The 18,569-nt window shown below is 57.6% G+C and carries 21 protein-coding genes and 1 tRNA gene; 14 read left to right on the plus strand and 8 right to left on the minus strand.

Annotation, left to right across the window (positions count from 1 at the left end; genetic code table 11):
* Positions 1–127 precede the first annotated feature (127 nt).
* Positions 128–1,387, plus strand: coding sequence for a glycosyltransferase family 4 protein (locus TM5383_RS07920; RefSeq protein WP_058318511.1), 1,260 nt, complete (start codon positions 128–130; stop codon positions 1,385–1,387).
* Between the two features lie 83 nt (positions 1,388–1,470).
* On the opposite strand, the gene TM5383_RS07925 is transcribed toward TM5383_RS07920, so the two are convergent.
* Positions 1,471–1,941 (minus strand): DUF3576 domain-containing protein, encoded by a 471-nt coding sequence (locus TM5383_RS07925; protein ID WP_058318512.1) that lies wholly within the window; start codon positions 1,939–1,941, stop codon positions 1,471–1,473.
* A 307-nt stretch (positions 1,942–2,248) separates the two neighbouring features.
* On the opposite strand from TM5383_RS07925, the gene TM5383_RS07930 reads away from it, so the two are divergent.
* Together TM5383_RS07930 and TM5383_RS07935 are read left to right on the plus strand one after the other, a co-directional pair.
* Complete coding sequence (locus TM5383_RS07930) at positions 2,249–3,058, plus strand: porin (protein ID WP_159438574.1); 810 nt, start codon at positions 2,249–2,251, stop codon at positions 3,056–3,058.
* A gap of 172 nt (positions 3,059–3,230) precedes the next feature.
* Entirely contained in the window at positions 3,231–3,884 is a 654-nt protein-coding gene (locus tag TM5383_RS07935; RefSeq protein ID WP_058318514.1) for a YggS family pyridoxal phosphate-dependent enzyme, read from the plus strand.
* 104 nt (positions 3,885–3,988) lie between these two features.
* Here the strand turns inward: TM5383_RS07935 and TM5383_RS07940 are convergent, their stop codons facing one another.
* Genes TM5383_RS07940 through TM5383_RS07950 form a run of 3 tightly spaced genes read right to left on the minus strand, consistent with a single transcriptional unit; the run spans position 3,989 to position 6,271 of the window.
* Positions 3,989–5,107, minus strand: coding sequence for a CaiB/BaiF CoA transferase family protein (locus tag TM5383_RS07940; RefSeq protein ID WP_058318515.1), 1,119 nt, complete (start codon positions 5,105–5,107; stop codon positions 3,989–3,991).
* Positions 5,107–5,733, minus strand: coding sequence for a DsbA family protein (locus tag TM5383_RS07945; RefSeq protein ID WP_058318516.1), 627 nt, complete (start codon positions 5,731–5,733; stop codon positions 5,107–5,109). The genes TM5383_RS07940 and TM5383_RS07945 overlap by 1 nt, the downstream gene beginning before the upstream one ends.
* Before the next feature lie 4 nt (positions 5,734–5,737).
* Positions 5,738–6,271 (minus strand): DUF721 domain-containing protein, encoded by a 534-nt coding sequence (locus tag TM5383_RS07950; RefSeq protein WP_058318517.1) that lies wholly within the window; start codon positions 6,269–6,271, stop codon positions 5,738–5,740.
* Positions 6,272–6,352: 81 nt separating this feature from the next.
* Between TM5383_RS07950 and mutY the strand changes: the two genes are divergently transcribed.
* Positions 6,353–7,429 (plus strand): A/G-specific adenine glycosylase, encoded by a 1,077-nt coding sequence (gene mutY / locus TM5383_RS07955; protein WP_058318518.1) that lies wholly within the window; start codon positions 6,353–6,355, stop codon positions 7,427–7,429.
* Complete coding sequence (locus TM5383_RS07960; RefSeq protein WP_058318519.1) at positions 7,426–8,592, plus strand: alkane 1-monooxygenase; 1,167 nt, start codon at positions 7,426–7,428, stop codon at positions 8,590–8,592. The genes mutY and TM5383_RS07960 overlap by 4 nt, the downstream gene beginning before the upstream one ends.
* 110 nt (positions 8,593–8,702) lie before the next feature.
* Here the strand turns inward: TM5383_RS07960 and TM5383_RS07965 are convergent, their stop codons facing one another.
* From TM5383_RS07965 to TM5383_RS07975, 3 genes are all read right to left on the minus strand, one after another.
* Positions 8,703–9,809 carry a site-specific DNA-methyltransferase gene (locus TM5383_RS07965; protein WP_058318520.1) on the minus strand — a complete coding sequence of 369 codons (1,107 nt, stop codon included), beginning with the start codon at positions 9,807–9,809 and terminating at the stop codon, positions 8,703–8,705.
* A 104-nt stretch (positions 9,810–9,913) separates the two neighbouring features.
* The gene (gene rnhB / locus TM5383_RS07970) at positions 9,914–10,543 is read right to left on the minus strand and encodes a ribonuclease HII (RefSeq protein WP_058318521.1); all 630 of its coding nucleotides are present in this window, start codon (positions 10,541–10,543) and stop codon (positions 9,914–9,916) included.
* A gap of 41 nt (positions 10,544–10,584) precedes the next feature.
* Positions 10,585–11,001, minus strand: a complete 417-nt coding sequence (locus TM5383_RS07975) for a hypothetical protein (protein WP_058318522.1) — start codon at positions 10,999–11,001, stop codon at positions 10,585–10,587.
* 195 nt (positions 11,002–11,196) lie between these two features.
* Between TM5383_RS07975 and TM5383_RS07980 the strand changes: the two genes are divergently transcribed.
* A complete protein-coding gene (locus tag TM5383_RS07980; protein ID WP_058318523.1) occupies positions 11,197–11,487 on the plus strand; it encodes a hypothetical protein in 291 nt (96 codons plus the stop codon).
* A complete protein-coding gene (locus TM5383_RS07985) occupies positions 11,432–12,163 on the plus strand; it encodes a winged helix-turn-helix domain-containing protein (RefSeq protein ID WP_370695966.1) in 732 nt (243 codons plus the stop codon). The genes TM5383_RS07980 and TM5383_RS07985 overlap by 56 nt, the downstream gene beginning before the upstream one ends.
* A 54-nt stretch (positions 12,164–12,217) precedes the next feature.
* On the opposite strand, the gene TM5383_RS07990 is transcribed toward TM5383_RS07985, so the two are convergent.
* Complete coding sequence (locus tag TM5383_RS07990; protein ID WP_058318847.1) at positions 12,218–13,243, minus strand: LacI family DNA-binding transcriptional regulator; 1,026 nt, start codon at positions 13,241–13,243, stop codon at positions 12,218–12,220.
* A 95-nt stretch (positions 13,244–13,338) separates the two neighbouring features.
* Here TM5383_RS07990 and TM5383_RS07995 point away from each other — a divergent pair.
* The 7 genes from TM5383_RS07995 to TM5383_RS16555 all read left to right on the plus strand — a co-directional run bounded on the left by TM5383_RS07995 (position 13,339) and on the right by TM5383_RS16555 (position 18,497).
* Positions 13,339–13,415 (plus strand) — tRNA-Arg (locus tag TM5383_RS07995).
* Positions 13,416–13,627: 212 nt separating this feature from the next.
* Positions 13,628–14,428: a hypothetical protein gene (locus tag TM5383_RS08000; protein ID WP_231725078.1), complete on the plus strand. Its 801-nt coding sequence runs from the start codon at positions 13,628–13,630 to the stop codon at positions 14,426–14,428.
* 140 nt (positions 14,429–14,568) lie between these two features.
* On the plus strand, positions 14,569–14,895 hold the full coding sequence (locus TM5383_RS08005; protein ID WP_231725079.1) for a plasmid mobilization protein: 327 nt from the start codon (positions 14,569–14,571) through the stop codon (positions 14,893–14,895).
* Positions 14,892–16,460 (plus strand): relaxase family protein, encoded by a 1,569-nt coding sequence (locus tag TM5383_RS16550; protein WP_076400145.1) that lies wholly within the window; start codon positions 14,892–14,894, stop codon positions 16,458–16,460. The genes TM5383_RS08005 and TM5383_RS16550 overlap by 4 nt, the downstream gene beginning before the upstream one ends.
* Positions 16,461–16,489: 29 nt before the next feature.
* Entirely contained in the window at positions 16,490–16,792 is a 303-nt protein-coding gene (locus TM5383_RS08020) for a hypothetical protein (RefSeq protein ID WP_058318528.1), read from the plus strand.
* A gap of 50 nt (positions 16,793–16,842) precedes the next feature.
* Complete coding sequence (gene dcm, locus TM5383_RS08025) at positions 16,843–18,144, plus strand: DNA (cytosine-5-)-methyltransferase (protein WP_082645434.1); 1,302 nt, start codon at positions 16,843–16,845, stop codon at positions 18,142–18,144.
* Positions 18,144–18,497, plus strand: coding sequence for a very short patch repair endonuclease (locus tag TM5383_RS16555; protein ID WP_076400147.1), 354 nt, complete (start codon positions 18,144–18,146; stop codon positions 18,495–18,497). Before dcm ends, TM5383_RS16555 begins: the two co-directional genes overlap by 1 nt.
* Positions 18,498–18,569: the final 72 nt, after the last annotated feature.

The following is an 18,569-nucleotide window of genomic DNA, read 5'->3' on the forward strand; positions in this document are numbered from 1 at the left end:
CATTGGTCCAGTGCCTGCGCACAAACCGATGCGCAAAAATGCGGCTCGGCACCTTTAATCGGGGTCTATGATATAGCGCGGCAGCGAATGCGCGTTATAAGAGAGATGTGGTTAGCCAAGGCGCGTTATGAAGATCCTCTTTATCCATCAGAATTTCCCCGGACAGTATAAACACCTTGCCCCAGCGCTGGCGGCTGCGGGCCATCAGTGTGTGGCGCTGACGCTCAGGGTGAAAGAAGCGACCACTTGGCAGGGCGTGCGGGTGTTGCCTTATAGCATTCAACGCAAACAGGGTGGGGGCACCCATCCGTGGTTGTTGGACTTCGATACCAAGGTCATTCGCGGCGAGGCCTGTTTTAATGCCGCGTTGAAACTGCGCGAAGCAGGGTTTCAGCCTGATGTCATTATCGGTCATCACGGCTGGGGCGAGACGATGTTCCTGCGCGAAGTCTGGCCGAATGCGCGAATCGGTCTGTATTGCGAGCTGTATCACCGCACGGATGATCAACATCTGGGCTTCGACCCTGAATTCCAGCCACAGGTGCCTTTGGCTGAAACCCTGCGCATTCGGCTGAAGAACTTGAATAATTTGGTGCATTTTCCGGTCGCGGATGCCGGGATCAGTCCGACACATTTCCAGGCCGATACCTTCCCCGAGGAATGGCGCGGCAAGATTGAGGTGATTCACGACGGCATCGACACAACGGCGATGACGGCAAATCCAGATGTGCGCTTTTCCCTGCCCGACGGGTCCGAGGTCACGCGCAATGATGAGGTGATCACCTTTGTGAACCGTAATCTGGAACCCTATCGCGGCTACCACGTCTTTATGCGCGCGCTACCGCGTCTGCTGAAAGAACGGCCAAATGCGAAAGTGCTGATCGTTGGCGGCGATGACGTCAGCTATGGCGCCCGTCCGCCCAAGGGGCAGACGTGGAAACAGATCTTCATCGACGAGGTGCGCGGTCAGATCCTTGATGCCAATTGGGCGCGCGTGCATTTTCTGGGCAAGATTCCCTACGATCAGTTCACCAAGCTGCTGCAGGTCAGCCGTGTGCACCTTTATCTGACCTATCCCTTTGTCCTCAGCTGGTCCCTGTTTGAAGCGATGAGCGCCGAGGCGGCGATTGTCGCCAGCGATACAGGCCCGCTGAAAGAGGCGATTCGGCACGGTGAAAACGGGCTGCTTGTCGATTTCTTTGATGGTGATGCGCTGGTCAGCGAATGCTGTCGCCTGTTGGAGGATGCGGAAATGCGTCGCGCCTTGGGGCAAGCGGCGCGTCAGCATATTGTACAGAACTACGATCTGCAGACCCACTGCCTGCCGCGACAGATGCAATGGGTGGATCACCTTGCGTCGCTGACACCACAGCCCCTGCGGGATTGAACGGGGCCGGATTGAACGCGAAATCGCTGGAAACAAAAAAGGCGCCTCAGGGCGCCTTTATGGTTGGTTTAGAACGTTCGTTCTTACAGCTTGCCGTCCTGAATGCGCAGCTGGCGGGCCCGGGACAGAATCGCATCCTCAATCGCGCGCTGCGTGCTGGCCGAGACTGGGCGGCCGTTTTTACCCTGCAGCGCCACGATCAAAGAGCGCGCTTCCAATGCGGGGTCTTTGACGTAGACGGTTGCACGGTAGGCACGGTTGCCGCCGGGCGGGGTGCCATAGCCCATCACGATGACGCCTGTGAACGGATCAACCGATTCGATCGGCATGAAGTTCAGTACCTCAAGCGATGCGTTCCAAATAAAGCGGTTTACCGAAACGCTGACATCAGGATTCGAATTGTTGAAGATGTCCCAAATGGTTTCGCGGCGCTCTTCGGTGGTTTTTGCCTGTGCTTCGGGGGTCAACGCCTCGGGCTTGGCAAGGCCACACGCGCTGACCGCAGTCAGTGCCAAACCTGCAAATACAATCTTGAAACGGTTTTGAAAGGTCATGCCTGCGCCCCAAAGTGTCTGTCTCAACTGTCCTATCGAAGCACCTCTTAAGGGGCAAGGGTTTAGTACACACGGGCGCGAGCGCGTACGGGTATCGGCAGGGCTTTGCCATTTAACGGTTTCGGAGGACCATTCGACTGAGTTGCCCGCAGGGTGAGGTGTGGCAAAGCTGCATCATGCTGTGGCTTCATTTCACAATGGGGTCTCACGCGGCTTGCAAAAGGACCCCGAAAACGGCGAAAGAACGGCCATGCCCAAACGGACAACCCGTTATGGGGCGCTTGATTGGAAATTCGAGGGAAAAACCATGAAAAAGATTCTCTTCGCTTCGACCGCGCTGGTAGCGACCGCCGGTGTTGCAGCCGCTGACATCACCTTCGGTGGTTCGGCAAACTTCGGTCTGTACTACGATGGTTCCGAAACCATCGTTAAGAACGAAATCGATTTTGACATCAAAGGTTCGGGCGAAACCGACGGTGGTCTGAAGTTCGGCGCGTCGATGGACATCGACTCTGCACACAACAACTCGACCACCACCCAAGCCGTTTCCAACGACCCCGAAGTTTACATCGAAATGGGCGGCCTGAAGCTGACCGTTGGTAACATCGGTGAAGCAAACGACGTTGGCGGCATCTCCGACATCGGTTTCGACGGTCTGGGTGTTGACGATGTTGTTGACGGCCTGCGTGAAAACGGTTCCGACGACGTTCGTGTTGACTACTCCTTCGGCGACATCGCCGTAGCAGCTTCGGTTGACTCCTCGAACAACCAGTGGGCCGTTTCGGCTTCCGGTTCCTTCTCCGACTTCACCGCTTCGGCAGCTTACCGTGACAACGACGGCACCGAAGACTGGAACGTAACCTTAGGTTACTCCGCTGGTGCATTCGGTGTAACCGCAACCTACGCCGAAGCCGGCAACGTTGACGGCTGGGGTCTGGACGCTTCCTACACCCAAGGTGACCTGACCGTTGTAGCAGCATACGCCGAGCGTGGCGCAGCTGACGCATACGGCATCGGCGCATCCTACTCGCTGGGTGGCGGCGCAGCCGTTGCTGGTGGTATCGCTGAAGTTGGCAACGAGACCGTTGCTGACCTGGGCATGACCTTCTCGTTCTAATTCAGAACGACTTAGGTACACCTAAGAGAGGGGTAGGCGTTTCGCCTGCCCCTTTTCTTTTGCGCAGAGCGTTCCGTGATTACGTCATTGCCCCTAGCCCTTGCGGTCTGGGGTTTTCTTTTGCCTGCGCTTCGTGTTTTCTCCGTCGCGATGACAGCACCGGAGTCCCCCCATGTCCCTAACCGAAATCACCACCCGCCTGCATAAAGCCGAAGAAGAGGCCGGTCGCCCCGTTGGCAGCACGCAGCTGATCGCCGTCAGCAAGGTGCAACCAAACGAACGGGTGGAGGCTGTGCTGTCCGAGGGGCACCGTCTGTTTGGCGAAAACAAGGTGCAGGAGGCGGCGGGCAAATGGCCTGAGTTCCGCGAACAGTTCGACGGTGTGAACGTGCATCTGATCGGTCCCTTGCAAACCAACAAGGCCCGCCAAGCGATGCAGCTGTTTGAGGCGATCCATTCTGTGGACCGCCCGAAACTGGCGCATACATTGGCCCGTCTGGCGCAGGAACTGGGCCATTGCCCTGATTTGTTCATTCAGGTGAACACCGGCGCAGAGGATCAGAAAGCAGGCGTCCTTCCGTCCGAAGCGGACGCCTTTATCGCTGAATGCCGCGGTCTGGACCTGCCAGTGCAGGGTCTGATGTGTATCCCACCGGTGGAAGAGGAGGCATCGCTGCACTTCGCCTTGCTGGCCAAGATCGCTGAGCGCAACGGTTTGACGGGTCTGTCGATGGGGATGAGTAGCGATTTTGAAAAGGCGGTCAGCTTTGGCGCCACCCATGTGCGGGTTGGGTCCGCTATTTTTGGTGCGCGTGATTACGGCTAAGGCATGAAAGGCGTGGCGCTGAGGCCCCGGATCAAGCCCGGGGCGCGTCGTAATGTGGAGCCCGCCCCGGACGTTAGATCCGGGGTCTCACCAGCCCCATTTTTTCAGCCTTCGTTATGTTCACCCAGCTTGGGTGAGGCGCGATCCAACTTTAGCTCTGCATCAGAAAAGGTGAAGGGCGCGCGCACGCTTGGGATACCGTCCAATTCCACCTTCATCCCGCGTGCCTTGACCTGCGGGTCTTCGAACACTTCAGCCATGTCGTTGATCGGACCGGCGGGAATACCCTCTGCCTCGCAGCCAGCCAGCAGGTCGGCCTTGCTGCGCTTGCGGGTTTCAGCCATCAACAGGTCGATCATCCGGTCCCGATTGGCGACGCGATCCGCGTTTTTCAGAAATTCCGGTGCTTCTGCCATCCAATCTAGGCCCAAGAGGCGGCACAGACGCTGATACTGCCCGTCGTTGCCGGTGGCGATGATGATATGGCCATCAGCACAGTCAAACACCTGATAAGGCGTTAGATTTGGGTGATAATTGCCGGTGCGGCCCGGTGGCGTGCCTGTCGTCAGGTAGTTCATTGCCTGATTCGCTGTGACAGAAACCGCCACGTCCATCAGTGCCATATCCACATGTTGCCCAACGCCAGTCATGTGCCGTTGATGTAGCGCCGCCAGAATGCCACTGACCGCATAAACGCCAGTGAAAATGTCGGTGACCGCGATGCCCACGCGCTGGGGTTGCCCATCGGGATCGCCGGTGATCGACATCAGACCGGACATGCCCTGAATGATATAATCATAGCCCGCGCGATGGGCATATGGACCTGTTTGGCCAAAGCCAGTGATCGAACAGTAGATCAGCCGCGGATTGACTGCCTTCAGGCTGTCGTAGTCGAGGCCGTATTTCTGTAGACCGCCAACCTTGAAGTTTTCGATCAGAATGTCGGCATCCCGCACCAGTTCGCGGACCTGTTCCTGCCCCTCGGGCGTACGGAAATCGACGGTGATGGAGGATTTGCCACGGTTGCAGCTGTGAAAGTAAGAGGCAGAGGTGTCGCCCTCACGTTCGATGAACGGGGGGCCCCATTGGCGGGTGTCGTCACCGGCCGGGCTTTCGACCTTGATCACCTCGGCGCCTAGGTCGGACAGGGTTTGACCGGCCCAAGGGCCGGCCAAGATACGGGCGAGCTCAACAACCTTGAGCCCGGCAAGTGGTGCAGTCATTACATTCCCAATTTTTCGTCAAGGATCTCTTTGAGATCCGTATAGCTCATATTGGAATGTTTCACACCATCAATGAGAAGCGTGGGCGTGCCTTGCACGTCATCCGCTTCGACATTCTTCTGGAACCAGCCATAAAGGGCCTGCGCGTTTTCAGCATCAGACATGCAGGCATCCAGCTTGGCCTTGTCCAGACCGGCAACCAGACCGATTTTGCGCAGGTTTTGGTCAATCTCTGTCAAGTTACCACCCGCGATCCAGGATTTCTGATCGGCATAGAGCATATCTGCGATGCCAAAGAACTTGCTGGGTTCGCAGCGCGCCATCATCGCACCCCACAGGCCCGGGCGGTCGAAATAGACATCGCGGTAGACGAACTTCACCTTGCCGGTGTCCACATATTCGGCCTTGATTTTGGTCAGCACGTTGTTGTGGAAGGTGGCGCAATGCGGGCAGGTGAAGGATGCGTATTCCACCAGCGTGATCGGCGCGTCATCCGACCCAAGGGTCATTTCCACAATGCCGCTTTCCGCAGTTTCTTGTGCGGCGGCAAAGGACGGGATCAGCGCGCCGGTGGCTGCGGCAACGGCGGTGGCGCCCATCAGGTTCAGTGCATGTCTGCGGTTCATCTGCTTACCTCTCTTGAGAATTCATTTTGGTCAGAACGCTTTGGGACAGTCGTTCCAGCGCCTGACGCAATCCGTCATCCCCGACACCGGCGGCCAGTGTTGCGGCCTCGGCCCGGATTTCGGGGGTGGGTTCGGGTTTGGGTTGTTCTTTGCGGGCGTAACTGAAATCCGCCTGCCCTTCGGCAAAGCCGGTGGGCGCGGTCTGTGTCACCCGAACGCGGGAAATCGCATTATAGCCATAGACGCCGTTCACCTTGTCGCGCATCTGCTCTTTTTGCATTTCGACCATCGGGGCCATCGCGCCGGTGGTCAAAACGGTGAGCGTCGCGCCAAAGCCCTGACGGCTGTATTTCACATCAACGGGACGGGCAATAGCGGCCAGATCTTCGCCCACGATGTCCGGCCAATGGGTCAACAGGCGCGTCACGGCAAAGCCACGCGATTCCCCCGCCTGCCGGATTTGTTGCTGCAACAGCGATCCGGTGCGGGCAAATCCGCGGGTGAATTTGCGTGTGGTTTTGGGGCGCCGTTCGGCCATGCTTTCTTTCCTCGGTCTTGGCTCTATTTTAGGTGTGCTGTAGGCGGATGCCAGTGAATAGAACAGGGCAGGACATAAAGATTGCGTGACGATAGGCGGAAGCCCGCGAATTCTGGGGAATTGCTGGCGTGGTATGATGTGCATGCCCGTGCGATGCCGTGGCGGGTGCCCCCTGCGGATAAAGTGGCTGGCGTGCGCCCCGATCCCTATCGGGTTTGGCTGTCAGAGGTGATGTTGCAGCAGACGACTGTGGCGGCTGTGCGCGACTATTTCCACCGTTTCACCACCCGTTGGCCGACGGTGCAGGATCTGGCCGCGGCGGAGGATGGCGATGTGATGGGCGAATGGGCGGGCCTTGGCTATTACGCCCGCGCGCGCAATCTGCTGAAATGCGCCCGTGTGGTGGTGTCCGATCACGGTGGGGTGTTTCCCACCACGCTGGCCGGTCTGCTGAAACTGCCGGGGATTGGCCCCTATACAGGCGCGGCCATTGCCTCGATCGCCTATGACCTGCCAGAGGTGGTGGTCGACGGCAACGTCGAACGTGTCATGGCGCGGCTGCATGATGTGCATGATCCCTTGCCGGGGTCCAAGGTGCAGCTGACAGAACTGGCCACCGCCCTGACGCCTCAGGCACGGCCCGGTGACTATGCGCAGGCGGTGATGGATCTGGGGGCCACCATCTGCACCCCGCGCAATCCGGCCTGTGGCATTTGCCCGTGGCGCGACCCCTGTGTCGCGCGGGTGGAGGGCACGGCGGCGGAACTGCCAAAGAAAACCCCGAAGAAGCCCAAGCCAACCCGTCTGGGCATTGCCTATATCGCACGTCGTAGCGATGGCGCCTATCTGTTGGAACGGCGCCCGGACAAGGGGCTGTTGGGTGGGATGCTCGGCTGGCCCGGTGGTGCCTGGTCCGAGGAGGGCGCGGCAGAGGCGCCGCCGCTCACCGCTGACTGGCAACGGTTGGGAGCAGAGGCGCGTCATACCTTCACCCATTTCCACCTGATCCTAGAGGTACGGGTGGCGAATGTAGCGATGGGCACAAACCCAGAGGTCGGACAATTTATCGAGCCTGCGTCCTTTCGCCCGTCCGATTTGCCCACCGTGATGCGAAAGGCATTTGACCTTGCGGTTGGCGCGTTCGACAATGGGTCATGACCGACCGTCCTGAGATCCCGCCGGTAGCCGACGCAACCCCGAAAAGACTAAGCCTGATCGGCGCCTTGCCCTTCTGGTTGTCGCTGACATTGATCCCAATTGCGTTGATCGCCGCGACGCAGGGCGGGCTCTATACGCTGTTGTTGCCGCTGTGGGCGTGGTGGTTGTTCACCTTCCTTGATTTTGTGACGGGTCTTAACCTTGATAACGCCGATCCCAACACGCCGGATGAGGCGTTGCTGTGGTATCGGATGATCACATGGATCTGGTTCCCGCTACAGGCGGCGGTGATTTTCGGGATGATTTACTACGCCACCCGTGCGGACCATCTGGGCGGGGTGGAGAAGGTGGTGCTGTTCTTCGGCATCGGCGTCATTTCTGGCACGGTTGGGATCAACTACAGCCATGAGCTGATGCACCAGAAGAACAAGTGGGAGCGGTGGCTGGGCGATCTCTTGCTGTCCACGGTTCTTTACTCGCATTTCCGTTCTGAACACCTGCTGGTGCATCACCGCCATGTAGGCACCCCCGCCGACGCCGTGACCGCGCGGTATAATGAGGGGTTCCACCGGTTTTTCTTCCGCGTCTTGCCGCAATGCTGGATATCGGCGTTCCGCGCGGAAAAGGCGCTGTTGGCACGGGGCAAGCGGCCCGTCTGGTCGCGCCGCAATCCGTTCTGGCGCTATGCGGTGTTGCAATTGGTTACCGTGTCGCTGGCGATTGCTTTGGGCGGTTTCGAGGGGCTGGCGCTGTTCGCGGTGCAGGCCTTCAGCGCTATCTGGCAATTGGAGCTGACGAATTACGTCGAACACTACGGTTTGACCCGCAAACATTTAGGTGACGGTAAATACGAACACGTCAAACCCCGCCACAGCTGGAACGCGGCGCATAAGGCCACGAACTGGCTGCTGATCAATCTGCAGCGTCATAGCGATCACCACTATAAACCGGATCGCCGGTTCCCGCTGTTGCAAAACTATGATGCCGAAGAAGCGCCGCAGTTTCCCTATGGCTACCCAATCATGACGGTGCTGGCGATGATCCCGCCGCTTTGGCGTCGTCGGATGAACCCCCGCGTACGTGACTGGCGGCGGAAGTTCTATCCCGAGGTCGAGGATTGGACGCCCTACAAGCTGGGCACCTTGCCCAAACCACGGCTCTGAGCGTGCTGTCGTATACACTAAAAAAGCCCCGCCGGATGGGCGGGGCAGTTTGTGCCGGCTGTCAGGCTACAGGCACCGGCGGTAACTTATAATTTTGGGTATTGGTCGGCTTAGTTGCCCATTTCCGAACGGATCTGCTGTCGCAGGTCGTCGATGGGCACCTCTTTGCCGTCACGCTTCACGCACCAGTAGGTCCAGCCGTTGCAGCTGGGTGCGCCTTCCAGCGCAGCGCCAACCTGATGGATCGAACCTTTGACCTCACCACCCACGATGGAGCCGTCAGCGCGCACCTTGGCTTTGTGGCGTTTGTTGAGCGAATGCAGCTCGTCCCCCGGACGCAGGAAGCCGCGTTCAACCAACTGGCCGAAGGGCACGCGTGGTTGGGCGCGTTTGCTGGTGGACACTTGCAGTGCTTCTTTGTCGTAGGGGCGCACGGCGGCCAGACGTTTGGTGGCAACCTTGCGGTAGGCCTCTTCGCGTTCGATGCCGATGTAGTTGCGGCCCATCATCTTGGCCACAGCGCCAGTGGTGCCGGTGCCAAAGAACGGGTCGAGGATCACGTCACCGGGGTTGGTGGTGCCAAGGATCACGCGATGCAGCAGGCTTTCGGGTTTTTGCGTCGGATGCGCTTTCTCGCCGTTCTCATCCTTCAGGCGCTCACCACCATTGCAGATCGGCAGCACCCAGTCAGAACGCATCTGAATGCCTTCGTTCAGCGCTTTCAGCGCTTCATAGTTGAAGGTGTATTTGGCTTTTTCCGATTTCGACGCCCAGATCAGCGTTTCATGCGCGTTGGTCAGGCGCTTGCCGCGGAAGTTCGGCATCGGGTTGGATTTGCGCCAGACCACGTCGTTCAGGATCCAGAAGCCCTGGTTCTGCAACTCAGCACCCATGCGGAAAACGTTGTGGTAGGAGCCAATCACCCAGATTGCGCCGTTCGGTTTCAGGATGCGGCGTGCAGCGGCCAGCCATTCGCGGGTGAATTTGTCGTAGGCCGCAAAGGATGAAAACTGGTCCCAGTGATCATCAACTGCGTCCACCTTGGAGTTGTCGGGGCGATGCAAATCACCCTTCAGCTGCAGGTTATACGGGGGGTCCGCAAAGATCAGGTCAACCGACTCTTCGGGCAGGCTGTTCATCATTTCGATGCAGTCGCCTTCAAGAATCGCGTTTAGAGGGAGCGCAGGCGCGCCCTTCTGTTTTTGTTTGCTCGTCATTTTCTGCCTCAATACCCGGCGCATTTTTGCGCTCTTGGTTGGGGATAAAAATGAGTCATTCGGGCGGTCGGGTCAATTTGTTTTTTGTATCAGCGCGTTAGATTTCACTCTTGATACAAGATATTGTGCACCGGTTTGAAGCTGTGTCTATGGTGCGGGGTGACCCCCAATTCAACCAATGCTGCCTTATGCGCGGGGGTTGGATAGCCTGCGTTGTTTTCCCAGCCATAGCCCGGGAATTGGGTGGCCAACTGTTGCATGATCTCATCACGTGCGATTTTTGCTGCGATCGAGGCGGCGGCGATAGAAACAGAGCGCATATCGCCCTTTACCAGCGTTTTTGCGGGTATGTTCAGACCATCCGGCACCATGTTTCCGTCGATCAATGCCAGATCGGGCGGGGTTTGCAGACCTTGTATCGCGCGGACCATCGCGATGTGGCTGGCACGCAAGATGTTGTGTTGGTCTATTTCCTGAACGCTGGCATGAGCGACCGAAACATCGGCATGTTCCAAGAGCTGTTCCAAAAGTGCCACGCGGCGTTTCGGTGTCAGCAGTTTTGAATCGTTCAACCCATCAGGAATGTGGGCTGGATCCAGTACCACCGCAGCGGCGGTTACCGGGCCCGCCAGTGGGCCGCGGCCCACCTCATCCACACCAGCGACGCGCAGGAGGCCAGCTGCCTGCGCGTCGGTTTCAAAACTATAATCGGGGGTAGGCTTGGGCTGTGTCATGCCCCCTGTGTTTCCGGTTTTCAGGCGCTGATCAAGCCTGATTAGTGCTGGTTCACACGGTAACCGCGATCCCGCAGGCAGCGCATCAGATAACCCGGTTTGCGGCCCTTGTGGGTCCAGTACGGCAGGCGGCAGGACTGCGGCAGGCGGTCCGCGCGGGCATAATGGCGGTTCAGGCATTTCGCGCGCATGACCCGCTTATTACCCACTGCGGTTTCTGCGCGGGTCAAGCAGCGGCGCGGCAGCACCTTGCGATTGTTAGGTTTCGGGCGGACCACGACATCATGATCACGACCACGATCGTTGTCGCTGATCGCTTTGCCGATGATGGCCAGCGTGGCGATCCCAAAGAGGAATTTGGCAACATCTTCGTCACTGGCGGCACGAGCGGGGGCAGCTGCGAAGGAGGTGATGGCGATAGAGGCGGCCAGTATTGTGGCGATAAACTTGCGGGACATGGCGTTTCCTGTCTGTTGTGTGAGCGGTTTCGTGTGGATGCCCGGTGGCGGCGGGGACGTGCCGTGTTGGGCTGTGATCCAAACTTGGGTCGGGGGGGCTCAGACAGGCAATAACGGCCCCCTGTTATCCGATATCAGGGGGTTTTGACCCCTTTGGTTATTGAATAACGCGGGTGAGGTACGCATTGTGGGGGCATGAAACAGATCCTTTCCATATCCTTCGCGCTTGGCCTCATGGCGGCGCTGCCACAGGCAGCTCAGGCTGGCTGTTATGCCGACTACAAGGCCAAGCAGGACAATCCACTGAAGTTGCACTACGGCGTTGCTGAATTAAGCGGTGGCTGTTCCAAAGGTGCGGCACAGGGTGAACTGGCACCGCGTTTGGCGCGGGATGGCTGGACGCTGCTGAATGTGGTGTCAGTCTTTGGTGATGAGGGTCTGCAAGAAAGGAAAGACAGTGCAGGACGCTACTTCCTCCGCTACTGATGCGCGCCGTTCTGGCACGCGGATTGTCACCCTTGGAATTGCCGCGATTGTGTTGCTGCTGGTTCTGGCGGCGCTGTTTTTGTTTCTGACCCTGCCGGATGCCAATGCGTTCAACATGCGGGTGGAACGGATCTTTGTTGAAAATGATGATCTGACCAATGCGGCGGAAATCAAGCTGCTGGAAATCCTCGCCCAATCGGGCACCGCCTTTTCCGACACGTTGACCAGCTATCGGATGGTGATCTTTGTGCTGCTGGTGTTTGCCACCGCGATGTTGGTGGCGGCCTTGGTGTTTCTGGTGATGCTGGTGATGATGAACCGCCGCATGGCGCAGATCGAACAGGCGGGCATTCAGGTGTCATCTCTGCTGATCAGCCGCGATGAGAACACTGTTTATCTCAACAATATGGGGTTCAAGCTGACCGGCGCCGCGATGGAAACCCTGTCCGTGCTGGCAGAGGCGCGGATGGATGAAGACCTGCTGTCTGGGGCCGAGATTGAGGCGATGGTGTCAGGTAAAGATGCGTCTAACTGCGAAGAGGCGGCAGGCGCGACCCGTATCAAGCGCCTGCGCGACACGTTGGGCAATCAGATGGTCAGCGAGTTGTTGGTCAAGAACATCGCGCGCAAAGGCTACATGCTTGCCGTTGATAAAGACGTGATCCGCATGGTCTAAAAACGCACTAAGGCGCCAGTTGGCGCCTTAGGTGTATTCGGATGTTGCCTGATATCAGGGCTGGCGCAGCGTATCCCCGAAGCTTAGCTTCGGTGTGAGTTCCACATGACTAGCGGCGTTGGCATCGGGGTTTGCGATGCGCTCAATGATGATCTCTGCCGCTTTCTGGCCAATTTCGGCCCGGCAGGCGTCCATTGTCGCCAGTTGTTTGGGCAAACCTTGCAACAGCTCAACACCGTTGAACCCTGCCAAGCCTACCTGACCAGGTACATCAATCCCCTGTTCCATCAGGTACAGCAAACCACCTGCGCCGATCATGTCGTTCGAGTAGGCAAGGAAATCCAGATCCGGCGTGCGTTCCAGCATCGCGGCGGTCATTTCACGCCCCTTGGCCAGCGCAGACCCACCTGAATAAAATTCCTGATCCGCGACCTCGACACCGCCTTTGGCCAGGGCCTGCGTCATGCCCTCGAACCGTTTGCGGGCGCGGTGGTCCAGCGGCATTTTGGTGCCCATGAAACCGATGCGCTTGTAGCCTGCTGCTAGAATGGCCTCGCCCAGTTGCTGACCTGCGCGGCGGTGCGAAATGCCAACGGCTGCATCAATTGGGTCGCCGTCTACATCCATGATCTCAACCACTGGAATGCCTGCACCCCGCAGCATCGCACGAGAGGCATCCGAATGTTCCAGTCCCGCGATAATCACCCCAGAGGGACGCCAAGACAGCATTTCGTAGAGAACCTTTTCCTCTTTTTCTGGAAGATAGTCTGTAATGCCGACAACCGGCTGCAGATCCGTATCCTCCAGGATGCGGCTGATGCCGGTCATCACCTCGGGAAAGACCATGTTGGACATTGACGGAATGATCACGCCCACCAGATTGACGCGCTGACTGGCCAGTGCGCCCGCGATTTTGTTGGGCACATATCCCAGTTGCTTGGCAGCCTGCAGCACCTTTTCGCGGGTTGCTTCACTGACGTCACTGCGATTGCGCAACACGCGGCTGACGGTCATTTCCGACACACCCGAGGCCTCAGACACATCACGCAGGGTAAGGGGGCGGTTCTCGTTCTGGCTCAATCGCATGTTCCTGAATAAAAGGATTTCCATATTGTTAGCGCGATCCTGCGGCCTTGTTCAAGCCACAGTCAGAGTCTAATACACCTCTTGCAGACGGCCCCGTGGCTCAACTGGATAGAGCAGCCCCCTCCTAAGGGGCAGGTTGCAGGTTCGAATCCTGCCGGGGTCGCCAAAACCACCTGAAAAATATGACTTATTTACAGGATGTTGTGCGGATGCGTGCAGAAACGCCCGTCGGCCTTCGCGGCGAAATCGGCTGAAACGGACGATTTCTCGTACAAAACCTGTACAAAATTCGCACGTTTGTGCGTATTTCGGGGGCCAACCATGAGCCGCCATAGCTTTGATCCCGAAATCGCGGGACGTGTTGGCCTGAACGCGGCGGTGATTTTCCAGAACATCACCTTCTGGATCGAGAAGAACCAAGCCAATCGCCGTAACCTTCGAGACGGGCGGTATTGGACCTACAATTCGATCTCGGCCTTTGGCGAGTTGTTCCCCTATCTGAGCGAAAAGCAGATCCGAACAGCGCTCGAAAAACTGGTCAGCGCAGATCTGATCATCAAGGGCAATTTCAGCGATGATCGCTATGATCGGACCTGTTGGTATGCCCTGGGCAACTCCATTTGCCCAAATGGGCAAATCGATCCGACCGAAAGGGAAAATGATGCATTTGCCCCTGAGGGCGAGCCATCTGCCCCAGAGGGCAAATCCTATAAGAACAGATATAAACCATATCAAAAACCAGATCCTTCGCACGCGAAGGCGGAGATGGAGGATGAAATTTCGGAAAAGATTCTGTCCGCCTATCCCGAGGATCGTATTCGCAGCAAAGCGGTTTGCCTCTCACAAATTCGCCAAGCGCTGGCCGACGGCGTGGACGCGAAGGGCTTCGAGGAAGCAGTGCGGGCTTACGCGAGCGAGAGCGAAGGCTTCACCCGATCAAAGGTATGTTTCTCCGACAATTGGTTCACCTCTGGCCGTTGGTTGAAATACCTTCACGACGTCGAGGAGGCGCGAGAAGCGGGCAAGGCCAAAGAGGCTGAGTTGCTGAAAGGCTTGGCCGACTGGGTCACAGACAAACACCCACTGTGCCGCCATATCACGCCGGGCCAAGTGACTGCGTTGCTGGCCGCAAACCTGGTCAGCCCTGCTGAAATCGAAGCGGCGGGGCTCAGAGAATGAGTGCGATCGATCCCCACAAAGAGCAGAGAGCAAGGTTACCCACCGATTACATCGGCGGGACTTGTGAGGGGCGGCAAGACTCCCCTTCAAACCCCAACCAGACGCGCGCAAGCGGCGTCAAAGAAGGCCTTTCCGAGACCGTGATCTTTCGATGCACGCCGTCGGAAAAGGCTGCGCTTGTGGCCAAGGCGCGGGCTGCTGGCCTGCCCAATGCCACGTTGATGCGCGAGGCCTTGGGGCTGACCGAGGCACGTCGGCGCAAGCCCGTCCCTCGCGTTGATCCGAAGCTGACCTTTGCGATTGCCCGTGTCGGCGGCAACCTCAATCAGCTCTCCCGCTGGATCAACGGCGCGGTCAAATCCGGCCGCGCGAGCCAGATCGATGCGCTCAAGGTCGCTGCTCAGCTGGTGATCATCGAACGGCAGATGGCGCGGATTGTGGCTGAACACACTGCCGGTGGAGAATGATCCTCTCGTTCTTCTCCACCGGCACAGGCGGCGGTGCGGCCCCCGTCGACTACCTGACAGCGCGTGCAGTTCTGGCCTATGACGAGAACCGCAATCTGATCCGTGACGACACTGGCCAGCCGCAAACCAAGATCCGCGACCCGCTGCCCGAGGTACTGCACGGTAATCCAGACCAGACCCGTGACCTGATCGATGCGAGCCCCAACAAATGGAGCTACACCGCAGGCGTGATCAGCTTTGCCGACAGCGATGATCCCAGTCCCGACGCCCAGCAAGAGGCCATTGAGCTATTTGAGGCTCTGGCCTTTGCCGGGCTGGACAGGGATCAATACGATTGCCTTTGGGTGCGCCACTCGCATGAGGGCAACATCGAGCTGCACTTTTGCACGCCGCGCCTTGAGCTCAGCTCTGGCAAGGCGCTGAACATCGCGCCTCCAGGGCATGAGAACGCCTTTTCCAGCCTGCGTGATCTGATGAACAAGACCCACGGTTGGGCAGACCCTTTGGACCCAGAACGCGCCCGTGAAGTGAGAGCGACGATTGAAGCGCCGACGCGCGCGCAAGGTCGCGAGGCGCTACACGAATGGATACTCGATCAGATCAGCGTCGGCACCATCACCGACCGCGCCAGCATGATCGATGCTTTGGCCGATGCAGGCTTTGATATCCCCCGTGCCAGCAAGAATTACATCACCGCCAAAGACCCCGACACCGGCGAGCGCTGGCGATTGAAAGGAGAGATTTTCCATGACGACTGGCAAGCCGAACCGCCTCGCCGAGAAATTGAACGCGGACCTGGAGACAGTACGCAGCGACCACGCCGCCTTGATGGCATCTCAACTGGAGAGCTTCAGGAGCGATTTCAGCAGCATTGCGACCAGCGCGCTGCATACAATCGAGACCGATATCAGGTTCTTTCTGAGCGACAGCAGGAGCGAGTTGGAGAGGCGGAGCGAGACGATCAGGCGCTGGTTGACGATCTCGCCGTGGGTGATCGTGGGGATGGTCTCAGCCTGGATCGCGATGGTGCTGATCGCGAGTTGGCTTTGGACGGGTTTGATTTCGCGCTCGGAGATGGCGAGGCTTGGCCTGACACGGATCGAACAGGCTGGGCAAACATGGGTGACGCTGGACCCGAACCGGACCGAACTGAAGACCTGCACGATGGCGCAAACGCCAATCATCTGCATCGAGATCAAGGAGCCTTAGATGACCAATCCACCGACAACGCCCCTGACAGCATTGGAGCGCGAATTGCTCGCATCCGTCGAGCGGTTGGTGACGGCCTGCGAGAGCTCAGCCACGGAATTGCACGCCTTGGAGAAGCGCTCGACCAGCAGGATCGAAAGCAAGGTGAATGGCTTGGCGCATTGCGTGGCGCTATTGATGAAATCACATCTCATGTCCGTCACCACATTGGCCGACTTGCTGCGCGAGGAGCAGAATTACGCGACGCTTCAGGCGGGATTAGAAACCAGCTGGAAACTAGCGAAAGACGCCGAGAAGCGGCTGAACGAGAGCTAGACGCGCGGGATAGTCACCGCAGCGCAGGGCATTCGCTTTGACAAATTCCCAAGCCGCAGAGAGGCACCTCATGCAATTTGACCATCCCCAATTCACCCTCGGTTTCAGGCAAGCCCTAGAATACGGCATCGACTATCGCGGCTATGACAGAGTCGACCGATTGCCGGAAGACATTCCTCTGATGGCCATCGCCGGCGTCTGGGGCGATTACAACGACATTCGCTGTCTATTCATCGACCAAACAGGCAAAACCTACCGCCGCCACATTACAGGCCGTGCCGGCCAGTACGTGATCCGTGAGCTGGATCTGAATGCGATGGATCTGGAGGTTGGGCAGGTGGTTGTGGCGGCAAGTTGGCCCACTGTCAAATGATCAAACTATCACCAGCGCGCCCTGGAGGTTGAAGGAAATGTCGTATATTGATGAAGAAAAACGTTGAGACTGGAAGTTCTGTGAGCTCAGATTTTGAATGCCGTGAGAAGTTGGCGACAACGCGAAAGCGGCTGCGCATTGACTATCGAGTCATGGCGACGCTCCTCGGCCTAGGGCCGGATGGAGCTGACATGGTGAAGCAATGGGAGCGCGGGTGCGGGCGAATAAGTCCAACGAAGCAACGTGCAATCGAGAACCTGCCTGATACTATCCCATTCAAGGACGACCGCAAAAAAGGCTCCTTTCAGTTTATTGATCTTTTTGCTGGCATCGGGGGTATCCGCATTCCGTTTCAGAAATTTGGCGGGAAGTGCGTATTCACAGCGGAAATCGACAAGCATAGCAAAGTCACATATGCGGCAAATTTCGGGGAGGTTCCTCAGAGGAACGGGGATATTACAAAGTTCACGGCGTCCGAAATTCCTGATCATGATGTGCTTCTTGCCGGCTTTCCCTGCCAAGCTTTCTCACAAGCCGGAAGGAAGCAGGGTTTTCTAGATACACGTGGCACGATGTTCTTCGAAATACAGAGAATTCTTGCCGCACATCATCCGAAAGCCTTTTTGCTCGAGAACGTAAAGCAACTAAAAGGTCACAATGGTGGGGACACGTTGAAGACCATCATGGCGATTTTAAGGGGCGAAGCCTCTGCGGAAATCCCAAGTGATGTCATGATGTCAGAAGAAGCTCGCGCCAGTCTGGGAACTCATTTTGACTATGATGTCGATTTCGAAGTCTTGCGTGCGCGGGATTTCGGTGTGCCCCAGATCCGTGAGCGTATCTATATCGTGGGTATCCGTCGCGATAAAGGCGCGCCGGCCAATCACGAGCGGATCAAGGAGATGTTCGGCAGGATCATTGAGAACTATCAGTTGAAAGTACCTCTCAAAGATATCCTCGTCGATGATCCCGAGCGCACTAGGGACTTCACTATATCGGATAACCTCTGGACTGGGCACAAGGAACGCAAAGAGCGGAACCGTGCGAATGGCAAGGGGTTCGGGTACAGCCTTTTTGATCGGACGTCCGAGTATTGCAGCACGATGAGTGCGCGATACTATAAGGATGGTAGCGAAATTCTCATTGATCAGTCGGATTTGGGGCGAAATCCGCGTAAGCTCCTTCCTGAAGAGGCCCGCGCGTTGCAGGGATTTCCCGAAGAATTCGTGATCGATCGGGTCGGCAGATCTCAACTTTATAAGCAGTTCGGGAATTCTGTTGCAGTCCCTGTGATCCGAGCGATAGCAAGCGAGATGCTTAGAGAGGCCAATATCCGGACAAGGAAAACCTGATGGTCGACATCGTGTCCTCGGAGGCTCGTAGTCGAATGATGTCAGGCATCAAAGGCAAGGACACGAAGCCGGAAATCCTGGTAAGGCAATTACTGCACCGCGCTGGCTACAGATTCAGGCTTCATCGGAAAGATCTTCCCGGTCGACCAGATCTTGTCCTTTCACGCTACAATACAGCGCTATTCGTGAATGGCTGTTTCTGGCATGGGCACGAGGATTGCCATCTTTTTCGCCTCCCGAAATCGCGCCAGGACTTCTGGGAAGTGAAGATTTCCGGCAATAAGGCACGGGACCTTCGAAAACAAACAGAACTCTTTGAGTGTGAACGGCGGAGCAATACTCGGCCACGGTAGCGACGGCATAGTGTTGTCGCGGGCGGCGTAAAAGTCGTCCACTTTTGCCCTTTCGGATTTCGGGAGGGCTTG

This window comes from Thalassovita mediterranea (assembly GCF_001458435.1).
Lineage (GTDB): Bacteria > Pseudomonadota > Alphaproteobacteria > Rhodobacterales > Rhodobacteraceae > Thalassobius > Thalassobius mediterraneus.

Excerpts from the sequence above, each read along its gene's own strand:
- TM5383_RS07935 (WP_058318514.1), top strand. The coding sequence starts at position 3,231 with ATGTCCCTAACCGAAATCACCACCCGCCTGCATAAAGCCGAAGAAGAG.
- TM5383_RS07945 (WP_058318516.1), bottom strand. The coding sequence starts at position 5,733 with ATGAACCGCAGACATGCACTGAACCTGATGGGCGCCACCGCCGTTGCC.
- TM5383_RS07975 (WP_058318522.1), bottom strand. The coding sequence starts at position 11,001 with ATGTCCCGCAAGTTTATCGCCACAATACTGGCCGCCTCTATCGCCATC.
- TM5383_RS07985 (WP_370695966.1), top strand. The coding sequence starts at position 11,432 with ATGAGGGTCTGCAAGAAAGGAAAGACAGTGCAGGACGCTACTTCCTCC.
- TM5383_RS07920 (WP_058318511.1), top strand. The coding sequence starts at position 128 with ATGAAGATCCTCTTTATCCATCAGAATTTCCCCGGACAGTATAAACAC.
- TM5383_RS07925 (WP_058318512.1), bottom strand. The coding sequence starts at position 1,941 with ATGACCTTTCAAAACCGTTTCAAGATTGTATTTGCAGGTTTGGCACTG.
- TM5383_RS07950 (WP_058318517.1), bottom strand. The coding sequence starts at position 6,271 with ATGGCCGAACGGCGCCCCAAAACCACACGCAAATTCACCCGCGGATTT.
- TM5383_RS16555 (WP_076400147.1), top strand. The coding sequence starts at position 18,144 with ATGGTCGACATCGTGTCCTCGGAGGCTCGTAGTCGAATGATGTCAGGC.
- rnhB (WP_058318521.1), bottom strand. The coding sequence starts at position 10,543 with ATGACACAGCCCAAGCCTACCCCCGATTATAGTTTTGAAACCGACGCG.
- TM5383_RS16550 (WP_076400145.1), top strand. The coding sequence starts at position 14,892 with ATGATCCTCTCGTTCTTCTCCACCGGCACAGGCGGCGGTGCGGCCCCC.
- dcm (WP_082645434.1), top strand. The coding sequence starts at position 16,843 with ATGAAGAAAAACGTTGAGACTGGAAGTTCTGTGAGCTCAGATTTTGAA.
- TM5383_RS07930 (WP_159438574.1), top strand. The coding sequence starts at position 2,249 with ATGAAAAAGATTCTCTTCGCTTCGACCGCGCTGGTAGCGACCGCCGGT.
- TM5383_RS07965 (WP_058318520.1), bottom strand. The coding sequence starts at position 9,809 with ATGACGAGCAAACAAAAACAGAAGGGCGCGCCTGCGCTCCCTCTAAAC.
- TM5383_RS07940 (WP_058318515.1), bottom strand. The coding sequence starts at position 5,107 with ATGACTGCACCACTTGCCGGGCTCAAGGTTGTTGAGCTCGCCCGTATC.
- TM5383_RS08020 (WP_058318528.1), top strand. The coding sequence starts at position 16,490 with ATGCAATTTGACCATCCCCAATTCACCCTCGGTTTCAGGCAAGCCCTA.
- TM5383_RS07980 (WP_058318523.1), top strand. The coding sequence starts at position 11,197 with ATGAAACAGATCCTTTCCATATCCTTCGCGCTTGGCCTCATGGCGGCG.
- TM5383_RS07960 (WP_058318519.1), top strand. The coding sequence starts at position 7,426 with ATGACCGACCGTCCTGAGATCCCGCCGGTAGCCGACGCAACCCCGAAA.